The sequence below is a fragment of the Arthrobacter sp. ISL-72 genome (assembly GCF_018613755.1).
Taxonomy (GTDB): Bacteria; Actinomycetota; Actinomycetes; order Actinomycetales; family Micrococcaceae; genus Arthrobacter.
The window spans coordinates 209,086-226,921 of the sequence record NZ_JAGGPP010000001.1 but is presented as its reverse complement, the minus strand read 5'-3'; the positions used below and the strand labels follow the sequence as shown (position 1 = coordinate 226,921).

Genomic DNA, 17,836 nt, shown 5'->3' with positions numbered 1-17,836 from the left:
CGGGCGTCCGGCCTGCCGCAGCGGCACGAGGCAGTACACATAATGCAGGACACCATCAGCACAGCGGGAGGGGCGCGGATGCCGCTCGATGAAGACGTGGTGGCGGCGATCTACCGCGAGCACGGCGCGGCGCTGCGGCGCTTTGTGCTGAGCGCCTCACGGGACCCGCATATGGCCGACGATGTGGTCCAGGAAACCGTGCTCCGCGTCTGGCAGCAGGCACCGGAGATTACGGGCAGCCTGCGGAGCTACCTTTTCCGCACTGCCCGGAACATCATGATCGACAACTACCGCAGGGCCCAGCGCCGCCCGGTTGAAGCGACCGAACGGGACGTCCCGGACACGGCGGAGGCCAGCGAACGGGTTGACGAGCTGCTGAACCGCGTGCTGATGGAGGAAGCCTTGCTGCGGCTGAGCATGGAACACCGGGACGTCCTGGTGGCGCTGCACTACCGCCGCTGCACTGTCACAGAAACGGCCGTGGAACTGAACATCCCCGCGGGGACCGTGAAGTCGCGCGCCTTCTACGCGGTGCGGGCGCTGCGGGCCATCCTTGACGAAATGGGGGTGCAGCGGTGAGCAGTGCTGAACTCCATCACTTCCTGGGCGCCTACCTGCTGGGCGGACTGGAACCCGCCGACGCGCTCAAGTTCGAGCAGCATCTGGCCGGGTGCGCCGATTGCCGCCGGGAGCTGGACGTTCTCGCCAGCCTGCCGGCACTGCTCGATGCGCTGCCGGTCGCCGACGCCCTCGCCCTGACCGGCGCAGCCTCCCCGCCCGCGGCCGTTCCGGACGACCCCGCGCCGCCAGCCGCCGGTTCCCGTGCCGACGGGACCGACAACGTCCCCGTGGAAGCTGCGTCGTTGGGGGCAGCTTCCGCGGGGAGCCCGGCCGCGCTGCTCGACGAACTGGCCGTCCGGCGGCGGAAATCACGACGGCGGTGGACGGCGATCGTCGGCGCGGTGGCCGCCGCGTGCCTGGCACTGGGCGTGCTGGCCGCTCCGATGCTCAACCAGCCGCCCCGGCCGGACGCGAGCTATTCGGTGGAGGCTCCCGGCGGGCTGCAGGTCCAGCTCGCCCTCATGAAGAAGCAATGGGGCACTGAGGTGTCGTTTTCCGGGACCAGCCTGCCCACCAAGGGCACCTTGTCCCTGTGGGTCCTGGGCCAGGACGGCACGGAGGACCGGGCCTGCAGCTGGTCCGCGACCCCCGGGGGACGGTCAAGGATCACCGGTGCAACGCCCACGCAGATGAGCGGCATCAGCAGGGTGGAACTGCGCAACGAGGGGCAGCAGACAGTGGCGGTCATTTCCATGGTGGACGGTACATCCGGCGCCCATTGACGCGGTCCGGACCCGGTGGGACGCTGGGCACATGGTCCGCGGCAGGACCGGGCGCTTTGCCCGGATTCAGCCCTTCGGCATCGACAGGGTGGCAGCCGCCGTCGGTGGTGATCCCGACGTGCTTCGCATGGAGAACCTGGACACGGACGTCGCGCCGCCGCCGTCGGCCATCACCGCCACCCGCGATGCCGTGGGCAGCAGAGCCGCCAACAGCTGGCTCCCGTTCACCGGGGCGCTGGCACTCCGCCAGGCTGTGGCCCACCGGCTCCGGCAGCAGACAGGGCTTGCCTACGATCCGCGCTCCGAGGTGGTGATCACCGGCGGCGCCCTCGCCGGGATGCTCAGCGTGCTGCTGGCAACCGTGGACCACGGCGACGAAGTGATCCTTACGGACCCCACCTATGCGGGCATGATCAACAGGGTCCGGCTTGCGGGGGCGGTGCCGGTGTTCGTCCCGCTGATGGTTTCCGGCGGGCGCTGGCGCCTGGACCCGGCACGGCTGGCGGCAGCGGTTTCCGCCCGCACACGCGCCATCCTGCTGATGAGCCCGTCCATGCCGTCCGGGCACGTGTTCAACGACGCCGAATGGGGCGCCGTCCGCGACGCCTGCCAGCATGCCGACTGCTGGCTGCTGTACGACGCCGCCATGGACCGGATCCTTTTCGATGGCCTGCCATACCGCCATCCAGCATCGTTCCCCGAACTGGCGCCCCGGACCATCACCTTGGGCGGCGTCTCCAAGAACTACCGCATGATCGGCTGGCGGGTGGGCTGGGTGGCCGGGCCTGCCGAGGTCATGGGCGACGTGGCGCTGGCCTCGATCTACAACACCGCCGTTGCCAGCGGCTTCGGCCAGGCCGGTGTCCTGGCTGCCCTGACCTCCCACGACGACGGCATCGCCGGGGCGGTCCATGAGTGGCAGCTACGCCGGGACCTGGTCACCGCCGAGCTGGCCGGGCTTCCCATTGTGGTGCCCGAGGGTGGCTGGTCACTGCTGCTGGATGCCGAGGCGCTGGGGATGCGCGCACCGGAGCTATCCCGGCGGCTCCTGGCTGCCGGCAGGATCGCGGCGACCCCCATGACGGCGTGGGGCCAGGACATCGCACCGCGCTACGTGCGGCTGGTCTACGCGACCGAACCCCTGGAGCGGCTGACGGGGGTCGGCGCGCGCGTCCGGAGCTCGCTCTAGGGTTTCGGCACCCGTGTTCATCCGGGGGTCAGCGGTCCCGGAACTCCGCCACGAGCTGCGGGTCCTCGCATGCCCGGGCGAACGCTTCGATGCGCTTTTCGATCTCGCGGCCCAGCAGCCAGCTGCCGATCCTCTCCGCCACGGGCCGCAGCCAGGCCGGCCGGCAGGAGAAAGTGTACTTCCAGACCGCGCGCGTGCGGCCGTCGTGCGGGGTGAACCGCCACCCGCCACCAAAGTTGGCGAAGAACCACGGCCCGGACACCATGGTCATGCCGACGTTCCGGGGCGGAGCGAAGGAGACGTATTCGCTGACCATCACCAGGCCCATCCTCGAAACCGTCCGGGTGCGGACGCCCTTACCGGCGGACTCGGCGCCGTCCAGCCAGCCCTGCGCCGAGATGAAAGGGTCCCACTTGAGCCGGAACTCCCCGCTGGTCTGCGAGAACGCGAAGGCCGTCTCGGGATCGAGTCGGATGAAGCGTTCGGCGCGTACCTGGGGCATGCCCCCACCCTAGCGGGCCGTGGGCAGCCCGCTTACATCCTGGCCAGTTTTGCCCGCACCACCTGGAATACGCCGTAGCAGATCAGCCCGATTCCGACGGCGGCCAGCAGGTACAGGCCGAACGGCTGGTCCCGCAGGGCCTTCAGCCCGCCGTCGAGCCCGGTGGATTCCTCCGGATGCGCCCGCACGGTGGCAACCACAATCAGCATGCCCACTAGCAGGAGCGCAATGCCCTTGGCGACGTAGCCCGCCACGCCGATGGCTGTCACCAGGGTGCCCGGCGTGCCCGGCGCCGGAAGCCTGAGGTTCTTTTCGAACGACTTCCGGCCGCCGCGGATACCGTACGCAACGCCGGTGATGGCCACCGCTGCACCGATGACGATCAGCAGGGCAATGCCGCCCGGGGCCTTCATCATGGCCAACGTGAAATCACTGGTGGACTGCCTGTTGTCCTTGCCGGTCCCCACGGCAAACGAGGCGAGAGTGCCGGCGAACGCGGCGAAAACCGCAGCCTGCCCGGCCGCCTTGAGCTTCCTGAGGACCTTGTCGCGCTTCGGCAGGTAGCGGTAGTCGAAAATCGCGTCGCTCGTCTGCCAGATGGCCAGGGCGACGCAGGCGGCGAAGCTGGTCCACAGCAGGATGGGGCCCGCCGGCTGGCCGGCAAGCTCCTGCACGGCACCGCTGACATCCGCGTGGCCCTGCCCTCCCGTGGCCAGCCGGATGGCGATGGCACCCACCAGGAAATGCAGGATGCCGCTCACGGCGAACCCGGCACGGGCCATCAGCTCCAGGGGGCGCGAGTTGGTGACTTCCTGAGCCGTTCCGGCGACTTCTCTCAGTTCTTTTTTGATGTCCGGATCCTCGTGCAGTTCTCGTAGCTGCGGGCTGGTCCCGCTGTGGTGTTAGAGGCCAATAGTGCCACGGGATCAGGCTCCGGAACAGCGTCCGGTTCGGTCAACTGCCGGCCTAAACCCGCCGGTAGCAAAGATCGAAGATGAAGCGGCCTGCCTCGTGGGCCTTGTTTTCGAAACTTGTCCGGATGCGGCCTTCGAACCGCGGCGCCCAGCCGCCGGTTTCGTCCACGCCTTCGTTGGGACCGGTGTGTTCGGTGCTCACCGGGGCGCGGCCCTCCTTGACGGGCGCGCCGCCCACCAGGGACTCGACGCCGGACTGCCACACCTGGGTGAGCGGGCTTTCGGGGCCCCTGCGCTCGCCGTCGTGCAGGTTCACGAAGTCGGGAGAGCCTGCCATGACGTAGCGGACGTGGACGGCGTAGTTGGACCAGTCGGTGGCCACGCGGAACAGGCCGCCGGGCTTCAGCGCGGTGGCGACCAGAGCGGCGAACTCGGGCTGGATCAGGCGGCGCTTGTGGTGGCGGGACTTGTGCCAGGGGTCGGGAAAGAAGACCCATACCTCGCTGACGGACCCTGCCGGGAGCATGGTGGCGAGGACCTCCGGCGCGTTGGCTTCAACCACGCGGACGTTGCTGAGCTTCCGGCTGTTGATCTTGATCATCGTGTTGGCGAGGCCGGGCGTGTAGACCTCGACGGCCAGGAAGTCCCAGCCCGGGTTCTCTTCGGCTGCGTGGCACACGGCGTCGCCAAGGCCGGAACCGATTTCCACGATCAGCGGCGCCTTGCGGCCAAACTCGGCCTCGGCGTCGAACCTGTAGTCCGGGTGCACCGAAGTGTTGGCGATGTGCCGCGGGATGTCCACCGCCCAGCGGTCCGAGTGTTCCTCCCAGGCCTGCTGCCGCCGGCCCTGCAGGCGGGTTCCCCGGCGCACGAAGCTGACGGGGCGGCCGCCGTACGTTCCGAACGAGGCCTGGCTGCCGGGGGTCACCGGCCTTGCAGCCTGGGATCTCCCGGCGGCTGCCTCGGGGCCGGGCTCCTCGGTTGCTTCCGGGGCCGTCTCCGGCATCCGGGCGTGCGTCGGTTCGGGGTTTTCTGGGGTTTCACTCATCCTTTCCAGAATATCCCGTCCGGCATGCTCGAGTTTTTGTCCAGATAACGTGACTTTGCCGCACTCCAACTCGCGATAAGTGGACAAAAACTCCACCGGGAGGGGCGGCAGAGGGTGAGCGGCCGCCCGGGCCGGCGCCTTCTAGACTGGATAGTGCTTCACGTAGGCCGGAACGCAGTTCCCCTGACACCATTTCGGAAGCAATCCACTTGCCTGAAGGGGTTCTGAATACTATGGGTGCGCTCGGATATCTCGCGGCTTCTGTTCCGCCACGAATGGCGAGTGCCGGTGCGGCTGTAGCGCTTCCCATCCTGGCCGTGCAGCGGCTGGGTGATGTCGCCGTCGGGGGCCTGCTGGTAGCTGCATCGCTCGGCCCGAGCGTCCTTGCCGCCCCACTGGTTGGTGTCGCCCTGGACCGGGCGGGCCGGCCAGGCCTGCTGGTGGCCGCATCGGGAATGGTGACCGCCGTGGCCTTCGCGGCGGCCGCGTTCATCGGCCAGATGCCACTGCCTGCGGCCTTCGTATTGCTGGTTGCCGCCGGAGCGGTCTCGCCCTTTTACATGGGCGGGTTGTCCAGCTTCGCGGCCGGCGCGATTCCCGATGTACGCCGGGCCTTTGCCTACGACGCATTGTCCTACAACGTCTCTGCCGTAGCCGGGCCGGCGCTGGTGGCCGTCATCGCCGCATTTCTGCCGGCCCAGGCCGCCCTCTGGGTGCTCGCCGCTGCCGCCGCCTTTGGCTCGCTGGCCATACGCGCCGCCGGCCTTCGCCCCCACTCCCGCAGGGGAGGTTCGCCCATGAAGGCCATTAAGTCAGGCCTGCACCGAATCGTTAGCCATCGACCCTTGGCCGTAGTCACCGGCTCGTCCACCCTGACCCAGCTCGGCCAGGGTGGCCTGGCGATTGCGGCGGTGGCCCTTTCAATTGAAAGGGCGGGATCACCCACCGAAGGCGCGGCTGTGGTGACGTCTTTCGCGATTGGCAGCCTCTTTGGCGCACTCTTCGAAACGGCCCGGCCCACGCGCCGCCGCCCGCAGTTCGTCATGATGGCCGGTTTCCTTGCCACCGGTCTGCTGACGATCGCGGCTGCGATGGATTTGGGGATCGCCTGGACTATCATCGCGATTGGACTGTCAGGGTTCTTCACGGCTCCCACCGCGGCGGCGATGCTCTTTCTCCGCAACGGGCACAGTCCGTCCCACCTTAGATCCCAGATTTTCACAGTCAGTGCAGGGTTGCGGGCCAGTGCCTCCGCGGGCGGGGCAGCGTTGGCCGCGTCGGCTACAGGATTCGCGGGAGGGGCGCTGACGGTGGGTGCCGTCGGACTTATCTGGATTGTTTCCGCCGCCCTAATGCTCATCTACCCCAACCCGGCGGCGGGTCCGCCAGGTGCGGGGACGGCGAGCTAAATGCCCCGGCCCGCGCCGTTGCCGCGCAAGGGCGGTTACTCAAAGCGGGTGGCAGAGATGCCCGTATTGCCCCGGATCAGGCCGAACGTTGCAATGACCGCTCCGAGGGCCAGGAGCAGGCTCAGGCCCAGGGCTATAAAGTAATCGGGCGCCGGCCACGTCACCCGGTAGGCGTCGTTGATGCCGGTGACCATCAGCCATGCCACCAGGAACCCGAGCCCGATCGAGAGCAACAGCACGGTCAGCAGCGGAACGGCTGCCTCGCGGGTGATGAGCCGGCGCAGGACGGAGACCGGCATCCCCATCAGCCGCATCAGCCCGAGGACTCTCCTTCGGTCCAGGACAGCGGAGGCGGTGGCCACGGCCAGGGACAGCCCGGCGATGGCGACGGCGACGAACATGCCGAGGTAGGCGAGGACCGCCAGTCCCTGGACTAGCCGGGTGGCCGACTGCAGTTGGATGTCCGATGGGGAAGTGGCCGGCGTGGCCGTGACCCCTGAACGGTTCAGTGTGGTCCGGGCCCGGTCCATGGCCTCGGGAGTACCGTCGGTGCCCACCACCATCACCACCGGCACCAACCCGTCCAGGGTTCCCGCGGGAGCCGGGGCCAGTGCCAGCGGCTGCGTCGAAAAGCGGAGGAACGCCGAGTCAACGGCAACGACCTCCGTTCCCGGGATGTCCTCGAACCCCAGGCCGGGAGCATCCGCTGCGCGAAGGTAGATTTCCGGACCGGCATCCCTTTCGTGGAGGGCGGCCGGGCCATAGCCGACGACGGAACTTCGCACTCCAGGCAGTTCGGCCGCCTTGCTCGCGGCCGCCGTGACCTGGTCCGGAGTCTGTCCGGTGCCCACAGTGGCGTGGAGGCTGGCGGGCTGGAGCAAACCGGGACGGGCAGTGGGCGCTTCCGTTGTTTGGATGATGCTGGAACCGCCGGCGAACACGGACACAACGAACACCGCGATCACCAGCCCCGAGACGGAACGGAACGTTGCCACCGGGGTCCTTTGGATCCTGCTCGCCGCAATGACGGCCGCCGCGCTCCGCGCCCGGCGCAGCCCGACCCGGCTTACGCACAGGGTAAGCCACGGGCCGATGACCACAATGCCCACGAGGATCAGCATAAAACCGCCGATAAGGAGCGGTGATTCGAGCCACGGCACGCGCACCTCCAGGACCCGGATGATGACGACTGCCGCCGTCATGGCACCCAGGCCGGCAAGCAACGGGACCATCCGCCACGGCGTAGGAGTCTTTTCGTGCACCGCCCGCGTCACCCCCAGCGGACCGATGCCTTCGCGGGTAGTGCGGTTCCCCGCCGCCACGGCTGAAGCCGTCACTACCAAGCCGACGACGGCGGTGCCGGCCGCCCACCCGGTGGCCAGGTCGGCGTCGAACATCCTGGTGCCGTTGACCGGTATCTGCGCCGCAACCGGCCTCAGCAAGGCCGCCAGTACAACGCCCAGCGCCGCGCCGAGCAGGCTGGGGACGGCGGTTTCGACGGCGGCGATGCGCGAGACTGCCTGCGGCGAGGCGCCAATCAAGCGCAGGGTCGCGAACCGTTCCCGGCGCTGGGCTGCACCAAGGCCGGTGACAATGCTGATCAGCAGCAGCACGGGGAAGAACACCGCCATGGCGCCGATGAGCAGCACCGTAACGTAAGCCGCCGCGCTGCCGCCGTAGGGGTTGGTGGTGAATCCCGATACCAGGAAGGCAGTCCCGCCCTGACGGAGTTCGGCTTCCGTGGCCCCCGTGACGACGATCAGGGAGTCCGGTCCGGGCAGGGCCGCATCGTCAATCGTTCCGGCGAACTCCCCGAAGCGGTCACCGAGCTGGTCCCTGGGCGTTGATTCGATCAGGCGCTGGAGGGCTGGCGAAGCGTAGTAGCGGCCGGGCGCCGGCGGGCGGCCGACCCCGGGGATCCGGACGTTGGTTGAGCCCAGTGCCGCGAAATCCCGGCGGTTGATCAGCTCACCGCGGAACACCTCCACCGGGTTTGCCCGCATAAGCACCGTGTCCGGGGTCAACGGCAGAGGTGTTGCCTGTTGTGAAGCGGACGGGTCGCTGGCCGGCGGGGCTGCCGGATTGCTGGCCGCCGGAACGGATGCGTCGCTGGCCGCCGGAACGGACACGGCGGGGCTGCCGGTTTCGCGCAGCCAGGCGCCGCGGTTATCGCGTGCGCTCAATCCGTTGGCGCCGCCCCACAGCAACAACAGCAGGCAGACGCCGACGGCTACTCCCGCAGTGATGCCGGCAAGCCTGCCGAGCGACGACCGGCTACCGACCACCGCCAGTTTGAGCAGCCCGGGGTTCATGCGGTCACCCGGTAACCGGCGGCGATATCGCCGTCGCGCACTATGACTTCCCGGTCGGCATAGGCGGCTGTGCGCGCGTCGTGGGTGATCATCACTACTGTCGTGCCGGTTTCCCGGACGAACTCGAGCATGAGGGTCAGCACGTTCTCCGACGCGAGGGAATCCAGGGAGCCGGTCGGCTCATCCGCAAACAGCACGGCCGGGGCTGTCACCAGCGCACGGGCAACGGCGACGCGCTGGGCCTGGCCGCCGGAGAGCTCACCGGGCAGCCTGGCGCCCAGCCCGTCCAGTTCGAGCCGTTCCAGCAGCTCCGACGACCGGCGCATCGCCTCCGGGCGCCTGGTTCCCGCCAGGAGCAGCGGGATGCTGACGTTATCCACCGCACTGAGCTCCGGCAGCAACTGGCCAAACTGAAAGACGAAGCCGAAATCGGTCAGACGCAACCGGGCCCGTTTCGACTCGCGCAACGCACTGATCTCCAGTCCGGACCGTCCGGGAGGACGGTACGTCACTGCACCGGCGTCGGGGATAAAAACGCCGGCCAGGCAATGCAGCAATGTGGACTTGCCCGACCCGGACGGTCCCATGACCGCGAGCACCTCCCCGGCCTGAACGTCGAGGTCGATGCCGCGCAATGCCTGGGTCGGCCCGAAGGAATGGTGCAGTCCGCGGGCACTGAGGATGGGTGAAGTTGTAGACGTGGTTTTCATGCGCTCTGGAGCTCCTTCTTGAGTTGGGTCAAGCGGGCGCCGGTGAGGTCAATCCAACGCAGGTCGGCTTCGATATGGAACAGGCCGTGGTCGCACATCAGTATCTGCAGCAGGTCGCCCTCCTGCTTCAGGCGCGTCAGTTCACGCATCCGGGCCATGTGCTCGCTGCGCTGCAGGTCCAGCAGCTGCTCGGCGTCGTTGCCGAGCAGCAGGGCGATCACCGTCTTGGCGAAGAGGTTGCTTTGCAGGTTTTCCGATGGCACGTCGGGGGTGAACAGCCACTCGTGCACCTTGTCCTCGCCGGCACCGGTGATCTCGTACTTCTTGCGGTCCGGACCGGCGCCGGTTTCCTCTCCCAAGGCCCGGATCAACTCGTCACGGACCATGCGGGCCAGCGTGGAATACACCTGCCCGAAGGCCAAGGCCTTGCCGGTGCCGAAGTATCGGTCGTAGGAGTGCTTGAGGTCGTAGCCGTAGCTCGGCTCCCGGTTCAGGAGGCCCAGGAGGGTGAGGGAGTTGTTCACACGTACATCTATACACCGAGTTCATAGTGAGGCGCCAGCTTCTGAATGCGGCGGGGCGGTGCGTATCGCGGGAGTGGCGCGTCGCCGTCGAGGTTTTTGTCCAGATAACGGGAGTTGCGAGCGCTTTAACCCTCGATAAGTGGACAAAAACTCCCGCGGGAGCTGCCTACACCCGGACCACCGCGTCGATCTGTACTTTTGCCCCGAGCGGCAGGCCGGCCACCTGAAGAGTCGTTCGGACCGGGAAGGGCTTGGCGAGCCGCTGCCCGTAGACGACATTCATGGCTTCGAAGTGCTGGTAGTCCGTCAAATAGACCGTGGTCCGCAGGATGTCGCCCAGGCCCAGCCCCAGTTCGTCCAGCAGAATCTCCAGATTGTCCATCATTGCCGAGCATTGGTCCGCGACATTGTCGGATACCAGCGCTCCGGTTTCGCGGTCCTGGCCGATGATGCCGGCGGTGTACCCGGTCTGGCCGTGCTGGACGAAATGTGAAAACGGGGCGCTGGACTGGTGCAGGCCCGGGCTGAAGTGGAACCGGGTCATAGCTGCCTCAGATCAGACGCAATTTGAGCGAAGGCGGCGGCTGCGCGGCTGCCCGGTTCGGCTGTGTACGTCAGGATGCGGTGCCCGGAATCGTCGGGCAGGGTCAGCACTTCAAAGCCCAGCTCCAGCACTCCCAGATCCGGGTGGTTCATGGTTTTCCGCCCCGACATGCAGTTCTCCACGGGATGTTCCGCCCACATCGCCCCGAATTCCGGACTCTTCAGTGTCAGCTCGCCAACCAGGGCAGCCAATTCGGTGTCGTCCGCGAACCGCCCGGAAAGCAGGCGCAGGGATGCGACCGCGCGGCCAGCCTCCGCGTGCCACTGCGGGTAGAGGCTGCGCGTGGCCTCCTCGAGGAACAGCATCCGCGTCATGTTGGGGCGGCCGACAACTGATTCCGGCGCGTCAAAATCGAGCTGTGAGGCGACCAAACGGTGGCCGGCAGGGTTCCAGGCCAGCACTTCGGTACGTTTGCCCATCACCACAGCGGGCACGCTGCTCATTGCCTCGATCAGCCGCTTTGTCCCCGGCCGCACCTGGTCGGGCCGGCTCCGGGCAGTCTTGGAGCGCGCCTGCCCCCGCCCTCGCCGGATGCCGGAGAGGTCGGCGAGGTGTTTCTTTTCAACCTCGGTCAGGGACAGCGCACGGCTCAGCGAGTCGATGACGGCATCCGAGGCGTTGAGGTGCTGGCCCTGTTCCAGCCGGGCGTAGTAGGTCACGCTCATGCCCGCCATCATCGCCACCTCCTCGCGCCGCAGGCCCGGGACCCGCCGGGTGCCGTAATCCATCAGGCCGACGTCGCCCGGACTCAGGGCGGCGCGGCGCTTGCGCAGGAAGTCGCCCATGGCTGCTGGTTGGTTCATAACCCCGAGTATTCCCGAACTTCGCCGACCGTGGGTAGCACTGCCAGTGCTACCCACAACACGGCGTGGCTGTCCCTGGCGCTGGGCGGCACGGTGGAACGGAACACCTGCCCGCCGTCGTCTGATTGGAACCATTGCCATGACCGCCCAAGACACCCCCGCTGTCCCTCAATTCACTGCGCCACCGGTTGCGGACCACTCATCCGACCAAGCATCCAACCGGGCGCCCAACCGGATGACTGGCCGGCAGCGCCTCATCATGGTCGTGCTGCTGACCGCCAGCTTCACCCTCGCGGTGGACTTCTCCATCCTGAACGTCACCCTGCCAAGGATCGGGGCCGACGTCGGCATCTCCCTGGAACATCTGCAATGGATCGCGACGTCGTTCGCACTGTGCGCAGCCGGCTTCACATTGTTTTTCGGTCGGGTCGCCGACCTGTTCGGGCGCAAGCGACTCTTCATCACGGGGATGGCGCTGCTGGGCCTCGGCTCGCTTCTCGGCGGCCTCGCCGCTGACTCGGGGCTGCTGCTCACCGCCCGCGTGGCCCAGGGCATTGCCACAGCCGCCGTTACCCCGGCCGCCCTGTCGTTGCTCACCACGTCCTTTCCGGAAGGGCCCCTGCGTGCCAAGGCGCTGGGCCTGAACGGATCCCTGATGGCTGCAGGGTTCACCGCCGGCGCGATCCTCGGCGGGCTCCTGACGGATCTTTTGAGCTGGCGGTGGGCGTTCTTCATCAACGTCCCGGTGGCACTGTTCGTCCTCTTCCTCGCCCCGAAGCTCCTGACCGAATCCCGGCGCGGCGGCAGCAACACGCTGGACATGCCGGGCGCTGTCACCGTCACCGGCGCGTTGCTGCTGCTGGTCCTGGGTTTGACGACAGCCGGCGAACGGGGCTGGGCTGATCCGATGGCGTGGGGGCCTTTGGTCCTCGCTGCGGTGCTGTTCGTCATGTTCTACGTCATCGAGAAAAACACTGTCCACGCGCTGGTGCCCGTCACGATCCTGCGCCGAAAGAACATCGCCTGGGGCAACATCGCCGGGATCATCGCGTTCGCCACCGAAACATCGCTGGTCTTCTTCCTCACCCTGTACCTCCAGCAGGTCCTCGGCTACACGCCCCTTGGCGCCGGCCTGTCCTTCGCTGTCCTCGGCGCGGGCACCGTCGTCGGCGGGATTCTCGCACCTCAGCTGATCGGCCGATTCGGTCCCAAGAACACCATCATCACCGGACTCAGCATCCAGGCCGCTGCCACTGCTTCGTTGCTGTTCATCAACACCGGGCCGGTGTCACTCATCGTTGTACTGGTGGCAACCTTCATCGGAGGAGTCGCCAACCTCGCTGCCATCGTCGGCTTTATGGTCACGGCCACCACCGGGCTGCCCAACGCCGAACAGGGCCTTGCCACCGGCCTGGCCACCATGAGCCAGCAGATCGGCATCACCCTCGGCATCCCGGTCATGAGCACCGTCATGGCCGCCACCCTGCAGCACCAGTCCGGGGCGCCCTCCCCGGGGCAGGTCCTGGACAGCGTCCTTCCCGCCGTCGGGACCAACGCCGGACTGTGCTTCGCCGCCGCCCTTGTCCTCGCCTTCGCGCTGCCCCGCAAGGCAACCGGCGCGTGACGTCCCGCCCGCGACCGCCGTCGAGTTTTTGTCCAGATAACGGGCGTTGCGGACGCTTTAACTCGCGATAAGTGGACAAAAACTCAATCCCAAGGGGGCGGCCCTGCGAGAATGGGCCCGTGACCGAAGCCCAGAACGCAGCGTCCAAAACTCAGAACGCAGCTTCCAAAACCGCGGCCTCCGTGCGCGGCCGGCCCGACACCTCCGGAACGCTGGTGGACGCCGAGGTCGACGAACTGCCCGCCGCCGAGCCCACGCAGGTTACCGGGCGGCGCGGCCTGATCTACCTCGGCGTGTGCCTGGTGCTGATCGGGCTGAACCTGCGCACCGTGTTCTCCAGTTTCGCCGCAGTGCTCCCGGAGATAAGGTCCGACGCCGGGCTGCCGGGCTGGGCGGTGGTGGTGCTCACCACCGTGCCGGTCACCCTGCTGGGAGTTTTCGCCCCGCTGGCTCCGGTCCTTGCCAGGCGCTTCGGCGCGGAACGCGTGCTGCTCGGAGCCATGGCCGTGCTAACCGCGGGGCTGCTGCTCCGCCCGGTCGAACTGCCGGGGGCCGGGCACGTGCCCGCGCTGCTTGCCGGAACAGCCGCATGCGGCGCCGCCATTGCCCTCTGCAACGTGCTGCTGCCGGGCCTCGTGAAGCGGGACTTTCCGAACCGGCTGGGGCTGATGGGCGGCCTGTACACCACCGCCATCTGCGCCTCCGCAGCACTGGGCGCCGGATTCACCTTCCCCGTGTTCGCCGCTTCGGGGGAGTGGACCGTGGCGCTGTGGTCCTGGGCGCTGCCCGCCGCCGTCGTGCTTTTGCTGTTCCTTCCGCTAGCCGTCCGGCAGCGGCACCCGCGGCACCAGACCGTTGCCGACGGCGTGAATGTCTGGCGCTCGGCGGTCGCCTGGCAGGTCACCATCTTTATGGTGCTGCAGGCCATGATGTCCTTCAGCGTGTTCGCCTGGCTCGCGCCCATCCTGCGGGAACGGGGAGTGGACGGCGGGACGGCCGGGCTGGTCGTGTCCGCGTCCATCGTGCTGCAGATGCTCGGTTCGCTGTTCGCGCCGGCGCTGGCCGCCAGGTTCCGCGACCAGCGCATGATCAACACCGTCGTCGCGCTGATGACCGGCGGCGGCTTCGCACTGAGCATTTTCGGGCCGCTGGACTTCATCTGGGTGTGGACCGGGCTGCTGGGCCTGGGCCAGGGGAGCCTGACGGCGGTGGCGCTGACCATGATCATGCTGCGCACCCGGGATGGACATACGGCCGCGCACCTGTCAGGCATGATGCAGGGCGTGGGCTACGGCCTCGGCTCCACCGGCACACTCATGGTGGGGCAGCTGCACCAGGCCACGGGATCCTTCGCGGCGGCCGGCATGCTGTTCCTGGCCGTGGGGGCGCTCGCCGCCGGGTTCGGCTACCGCGCTGGCCGCAACCGCTTCATCGGCGGCTGACCCGCGGGCGGGCCTCAGCCCGGTGCCGGTGCGTGGCCGGTGGATCCCCGGACCATGAGCTGCGTGGCGACCAGGTGCAGCCGCTGCGGCAGTTCCGGACGCTCCCGGCGCTCCAGGATGAACTTGCCGGCCTGCAGCCCGACGGCGATATTGCCGTTGTCCACCGACGTCAGGGACAGGTGGCGGATTTTGGCGAGGTACGTGTTGTCGTACCCCACCAGGGAAAGCTCGTCCGGGACACGAAGACCCTGGTCCGCCGCCGCCGAGAGGGCTCCGATGCACGCGATGTCGTTGAACGCGAAGATGGCTGTGGGGCGCTCGCCGCGGGACAGAAGCCGCTGCGTTGCGTCGTACCCGCTTTCCTCGCTCATGCCGCCGGCCACCACCAGCGGCTGGAGGCCGGCCGCCCGCATGGCGGATTCGTACCCTTCGCGCCGGAGTGCGGCGATCAGGCCCGGCCCCTGAAGGTGCGCGATCCGCTGGTGGCCCAGGGAAATCAGGTGCTCCGTTGCCTGGAGCGCGCCCGCTTCATCGTCGTTAACCACGACGTCGGTCCGGCCCAGTTCGGGCTCGCGGGTCCCGGCGAGGACCACGGGAACCGTTGCGGCCGCCGCCTGGAGCGCGGCGGTTTCGGTGGTGGTCCCGACGACGACGATGCCGTCGATGCGCTGCTCGAGCAGGGTTTCCACCGAGTTCCGGCCCACCCGGTGGTCGGTGTAGGAGTCGACGAGGACGGGGGAGACGCCGGCCGAGTGCAGCGAGGCGGCCAACCCCTCCAAAAGTTCCACAAACCACGGATTGCGCAGGTCATTGAGCAGCACGCCGATGGTTCCGCTGCGCGGGCTGGAAAGCCCGCGTGCCAGCTGGTTGGGGCGGTAGTTGAGCTCGGCCATGGCGTCCTGCACGGCCTGGCGGCGGCTCGGGCTCACGCTGGTGGAGCCGCCCAGCACCAGGGACACCAGGGACTTGGAGACGCCGGCGCGGTCCGCTACGTCACGGATGGTGGGGCGGCGCAGCGGTTCGCCGATGGCGGGTGAACTGTCCATGCTGCGTCTCCTCTCAGGTCCCAACTCAGCATAAGGGGTTGACCAACGGCTCTTATCCATCCGATTATGGACCGGTCCAAGAATTTGTCCAAGAGTTGAGGGAACGTTATGAGTGCACCGTATGAACGCCGGCTGGTCGCGGGAATGGTCGGAGGCGGCGCCGGGGCGGACATCGGCAAAACCCACCGCTACGCAATGCGTCTGGACGACCAGTTCGAGCTGAACTCGGGGGTGTTCGGCCGGGACCGGGACCGTTCCCTCGCCGTCGCCGCCGAGCTGGGCATTGCGGAGGACCGGTCGTACCGCGATTACGCGGAAATGGCAGCGGCCGAGGCCGCACGGCCGGACGGCGCCGACGTCGTGGTAGTCGCCACGCCCAACGACAGCCACTTCGACATTGCCCGCACCTTCCTGGAGACCGGAATTTCGGTGGTGTGCGAAAAGCCGCTGACCCGGAACTCGGACACCGCCGCGGAACTGGTGCGCCTTGCCGAGGAGAACGGGGCGTTCCTCGCGGTCCCGCACTGCTATTCGGCGTACGCGATGGTGCGGCACGCGGCGCGTATGGTCCGCGACGGCGACCTCGGCAAGGTGACCTTCGTCGACGTCGAGCATGCCTCCGGGTGGGCGGCCTCGCCGCTGGAGGAACAAGGCCACAAGCAGGCCCGCTGGCGCACCGATCCGGACGTTGCCGGGTTCCCGAGCGTCGTGGCGGACCTGGGGACCCACGCCTATCACCTGCTGCGCTACATCACGGGACTGGACGCGGCCCGTGTGTCCGGCCGGCTCAGCACGCTGGTGCCCGGCCGCAGCGTCTTCGACCACGCCACCGCCGAACTGGAGCTAACCGGCGGAGTGCCCGCCAGGCTCTGGGCAAGCATGGCCGCCACCGGACACAACCATGGCCTGCGCATCAGGGTTTTCGGTGACAAGGGCAGCCTGGAATGGCAGCACGAGGACCCGCACCACCTCACGGTCCAAGACCTGAACGGCGCCACCACCATGCTCACCCACGGCCTGAGCACCCTCTCCGAAGACGCCACCCGCCTCACCCGCGTCGGCCTGGGCCACCCGGAAGGGTTCCTCGAAGCCTTCGCGAACTTCTACCGCGACCTGGCGGACATCCTGCGTTCCCGCCGCGACGGCACTCCGCCGCCGGAGCGGGAACTGACCATCCCCACCGGACGAGATGGACTCATTGGCGTCCAGTTCGTCGAAGCCGTGGCGGCCTCCTGCCACCGTGACTCGGCCTGGGTCGCCCCCGCGTCCACGCTGGCGACATCCACGGCGGCGTCCACCCAGAAGGCAGGAGTCTGACATGCAGCGTTTCGCCCTCCTGGGCGCCGGCTTCATCGGCTCCGTCCACGCCGCCAACCTTGCAGCCCATCAGGGCATCCAGTTTTCACGCATCTACGACATCGACACCGAACGGGCCAAGGCCCTCGCGGAAACCCACGGAACCCAGGCTGTCAGCGACCTGGACGAGGTTTTCGACCCCGACCACGTCGATGCTGTGTTCATTGCCTCCTCCACCGACACGCATGCCGAGCACCTGGTCCGTGCCGCCAACGCGGGCCTGGCGGTGCTGTGCGAAAAGCCGATTGACCTCGACCTGCGCCGCGCCCGGGAGACCGCCGCACATGCGGCCGGACGCGGCGTCCCGGTGATGGTCGACTTCAACCGCCGCTTTGACCGCGACTATCTGGAACTCAAGCGGATCATCGACGCCGGGGAGGTGGGCGACGTCGAACTCCTCCAGCTCTCCACGCGTGGACCGGCAGTGCCGCCGCTGTCCTACATCGCCGCGTCGGGCGGCCAGATGCGGGACCAGACCGTGCACTTCTTCGACCTGGTCCGCTGGCTGACCGGGCTTGACCCGGTGGAGGTGTCCGCCGTCGGGTCCGCCCTGGCGGAACCCCGCCTGGCCGAGTACGACGACGTCGACACCTCCGCCGTGACGCTCCGCCTCCCCACCGGCGCGCTGGTGCAGATCGACAGCATCCGGCGCACCACGTACGGCTACGACGAACGCATCGAGGTGTTCGGCTCCGAAGGGATGGCCGAGACCCAGCGGCGCCGCACCGGCGCGGTTTCCCGCTACCGGGCGGGGCAGGTGGTCGACGACGGCCTGCACTCCGGATGGTTCGAACGGGTTCGGCCCACGTACGCCGCTGCGCTGGCCCACTTCGTTTGCACGTTGGAAAACGGCGCGGCGCCAACCCCCTCGTTGGAGGACGGGCTCAAGGCCCAGGCCATCGCCGAGGCGGCCGTCCGTTCCCTGCGCAGCGGACGGACCGAGCGGATCGAGTACTGAGCGGATGGAACACTGAGTACCCGCCCGCGCTCAGTGCTCCATCCGCAGCCGC

General features: G+C 68.1%; 17 protein-coding genes. 8 read left to right on the top strand and 9 right to left on the bottom strand.

The annotated features are described in order from the left end of the window. Positions 1-78: 78 nt before the first annotated feature. The 3 genes from J7I92_RS01095 to J7I92_RS01085 are packed head-to-tail and all read left to right on the top strand — an operon-like array spanning position 79 to position 2,532. Entirely contained in the window at positions 79-579 is a 501-nt protein-coding gene (locus J7I92_RS01095) for a sigma-70 family RNA polymerase sigma factor (protein WP_214836479.1), read from the top strand. Continuing rightward, positions 576-1,343: an anti-sigma factor gene (locus tag J7I92_RS01090; RefSeq protein ID WP_214836144.1), complete on the top strand. Its 768-nt coding sequence runs from the start codon at positions 576-578 to the stop codon at positions 1,341-1,343. The genes J7I92_RS01095 and J7I92_RS01090 overlap by 4 nt, the downstream gene beginning before the upstream one ends. A gap of 31 nt (positions 1,344-1,374) precedes the next feature. Next, the gene (locus J7I92_RS01085) at positions 1,375-2,532 is read left to right on the top strand and encodes a pyridoxal phosphate-dependent aminotransferase (RefSeq protein ID WP_214836140.1); all 1,158 of its coding nucleotides are present in this window, start codon (positions 1,375-1,377) and stop codon (positions 2,530-2,532) included. A 28-nt stretch (positions 2,533-2,560) separates the two neighbouring features. Here the strand turns inward: J7I92_RS01085 and J7I92_RS01080 are convergent, their stop codons facing one another. From J7I92_RS01080 to trmB, 3 genes are all read right to left on the bottom strand, one after another. After that, a complete protein-coding gene (locus tag J7I92_RS01080; RefSeq protein WP_214836138.1) occupies positions 2,561-3,034 on the bottom strand; it encodes an SRPBCC family protein in 474 nt (157 codons plus the stop codon). A 32-nt stretch (positions 3,035-3,066) separates the two neighbouring features. Then, positions 3,067-3,816 carry a DUF1206 domain-containing protein gene (locus tag J7I92_RS01075; RefSeq protein WP_251039294.1) on the bottom strand — a complete coding sequence of 250 codons (750 nt, stop codon included), beginning with the start codon at positions 3,814-3,816 and terminating at the stop codon, positions 3,067-3,069. A 184-nt stretch (positions 3,817-4,000) separates the two neighbouring features. After that, positions 4,001-4,996, bottom strand: coding sequence for a tRNA (guanosine(46)-N7)-methyltransferase TrmB (gene trmB / locus J7I92_RS01070; protein WP_396020333.1), 996 nt, complete (start codon positions 4,994-4,996; stop codon positions 4,001-4,003). 233 nt (positions 4,997-5,229) lie between these two features. Here trmB and J7I92_RS01065 point away from each other — a divergent pair, with 233 nt between their 5' ends. Next, on the top strand, positions 5,230-6,405 hold the full coding sequence (locus tag J7I92_RS01065; protein WP_214836135.1) for an MFS transporter: 1,176 nt from the start codon (positions 5,230-5,232) through the stop codon (positions 6,403-6,405). A gap of 35 nt (positions 6,406-6,440) precedes the next feature. Here the strand turns inward: J7I92_RS01065 and J7I92_RS01060 are convergent, their stop codons facing one another. The 5 genes from J7I92_RS01060 to J7I92_RS01040 form a co-directional block, all read right to left on the bottom strand. After that, entirely contained in the window at positions 6,441-8,717 is a 2,277-nt protein-coding gene (locus J7I92_RS01060; RefSeq protein ID WP_214836133.1) for an FtsX-like permease family protein, read from the bottom strand. Further along, entirely contained in the window at positions 8,714-9,427 is a 714-nt protein-coding gene (locus J7I92_RS01055) for an ABC transporter ATP-binding protein (RefSeq protein WP_214836130.1), read from the bottom strand. Before J7I92_RS01055 ends, J7I92_RS01060 begins: the two co-directional genes overlap by 4 nt. Next, entirely contained in the window at positions 9,424-9,951 is a 528-nt protein-coding gene (locus J7I92_RS01050) for a PadR family transcriptional regulator (protein ID WP_214836127.1), read from the bottom strand. Before J7I92_RS01050 ends, J7I92_RS01055 begins: the two co-directional genes overlap by 4 nt. Positions 9,952-10,117: 166 nt before the next feature. Further along, on the bottom strand, positions 10,118-10,495 hold the full coding sequence (locus J7I92_RS01045; protein WP_214836124.1) for a RidA family protein: 378 nt from the start codon (positions 10,493-10,495) through the stop codon (positions 10,118-10,120). Next, complete coding sequence (locus J7I92_RS01040; protein ID WP_214836122.1) at positions 10,492-11,358, bottom strand: helix-turn-helix transcriptional regulator; 867 nt, start codon at positions 11,356-11,358, stop codon at positions 10,492-10,494. The genes J7I92_RS01045 and J7I92_RS01040 overlap by 4 nt, the downstream gene beginning before the upstream one ends. Positions 11,359-11,497: 139 nt before the next feature. Here J7I92_RS01040 and J7I92_RS01035 point away from each other — a divergent pair, with 139 nt between their 5' ends. Both J7I92_RS01035 and J7I92_RS01030 read left to right on the top strand, forming a co-directional pair. Then, positions 11,498-12,982 carry an MFS transporter gene (locus tag J7I92_RS01035; protein WP_311379996.1) on the top strand — a complete coding sequence of 495 codons (1,485 nt, stop codon included), beginning with the start codon at positions 11,498-11,500 and terminating at the stop codon, positions 12,980-12,982. A 182-nt stretch (positions 12,983-13,164) separates the two neighbouring features. After that, entirely contained in the window at positions 13,165-14,424 is a 1,260-nt protein-coding gene (locus J7I92_RS01030) for an MFS transporter (protein ID WP_311380027.1), read from the top strand. Between the two features lie 14 nt (positions 14,425-14,438). On the opposite strand, the gene J7I92_RS01025 is transcribed toward J7I92_RS01030, so the two are convergent. Next, a complete protein-coding gene (locus J7I92_RS01025; protein ID WP_214836117.1) occupies positions 14,439-15,470 on the bottom strand; it encodes a LacI family DNA-binding transcriptional regulator in 1,032 nt (343 codons plus the stop codon). A 108-nt stretch (positions 15,471-15,578) separates the two neighbouring features. Here J7I92_RS01025 and J7I92_RS01020 point away from each other — a divergent pair, with 108 nt between their 5' ends. Next, positions 15,579-16,787, top strand: a complete 1,209-nt coding sequence (locus J7I92_RS01020) for a Gfo/Idh/MocA family protein (RefSeq protein WP_214836115.1) — start codon at positions 15,579-15,581, stop codon at positions 16,785-16,787. 1 nt (position 16,788) lies between these two features. Further along, entirely contained in the window at positions 16,789-17,784 is a 996-nt protein-coding gene (locus J7I92_RS01015) for a Gfo/Idh/MocA family oxidoreductase (RefSeq protein ID WP_214836113.1), read from the top strand. Positions 17,785-17,836: the final 52 nt, after the last annotated feature.

Excerpts from the sequence above, each read along its gene's own strand:
- J7I92_RS01095 (WP_214836479.1), top strand. The coding sequence starts at position 79 with ATGCCGCTCGATGAAGACGTGGTGGCGGCGATCTACCGCGAGCACGGC.
- J7I92_RS01085 (WP_214836140.1), top strand. The coding sequence starts at position 1,375 with ATGGTCCGCGGCAGGACCGGGCGCTTTGCCCGGATTCAGCCCTTCGGC.
- J7I92_RS01080 (WP_214836138.1), bottom strand. The coding sequence starts at position 3,034 with ATGCCCCAGGTACGCGCCGAACGCTTCATCCGACTCGATCCCGAGACG.
- J7I92_RS01075 (WP_251039294.1), bottom strand. The coding sequence starts at position 3,816 with ATGGCCCGTGCCGGGTTCGCCGTGAGCGGCATCCTGCATTTCCTGGTG.
- trmB (WP_396020333.1), bottom strand. The coding sequence starts at position 4,996 with ATGAGTGAAACCCCAGAAAACCCCGAACCGACGCACGCCCGGATGCCG.
- J7I92_RS01065 (WP_214836135.1), top strand. The coding sequence starts at position 5,230 with ATGGGTGCGCTCGGATATCTCGCGGCTTCTGTTCCGCCACGAATGGCG.
- J7I92_RS01060 (WP_214836133.1), bottom strand. The coding sequence starts at position 8,717 with ATGAACCCCGGGCTGCTCAAACTGGCGGTGGTCGGTAGCCGGTCGTCG.
- J7I92_RS01055 (WP_214836130.1), bottom strand. The coding sequence starts at position 9,427 with ATGAAAACCACGTCTACAACTTCACCCATCCTCAGTGCCCGCGGACTG.
- J7I92_RS01045 (WP_214836124.1), bottom strand. The coding sequence starts at position 10,495 with ATGACCCGGTTCCACTTCAGCCCGGGCCTGCACCAGTCCAGCGCCCCG.
- J7I92_RS01040 (WP_214836122.1), bottom strand. The coding sequence starts at position 11,358 with ATGAACCAACCAGCAGCCATGGGCGACTTCCTGCGCAAGCGCCGCGCC.
- J7I92_RS01035 (WP_311379996.1), top strand. The coding sequence starts at position 11,498 with ATGACCGCCCAAGACACCCCCGCTGTCCCTCAATTCACTGCGCCACCG.
- J7I92_RS01025 (WP_214836117.1), bottom strand. The coding sequence starts at position 15,470 with ATGGACAGTTCACCCGCCATCGGCGAACCGCTGCGCCGCCCCACCATC.
- J7I92_RS01020 (WP_214836115.1), top strand. The coding sequence starts at position 15,579 with ATGAGTGCACCGTATGAACGCCGGCTGGTCGCGGGAATGGTCGGAGGC.
- J7I92_RS01015 (WP_214836113.1), top strand. The coding sequence starts at position 16,789 with ATGCAGCGTTTCGCCCTCCTGGGCGCCGGCTTCATCGGCTCCGTCCAC.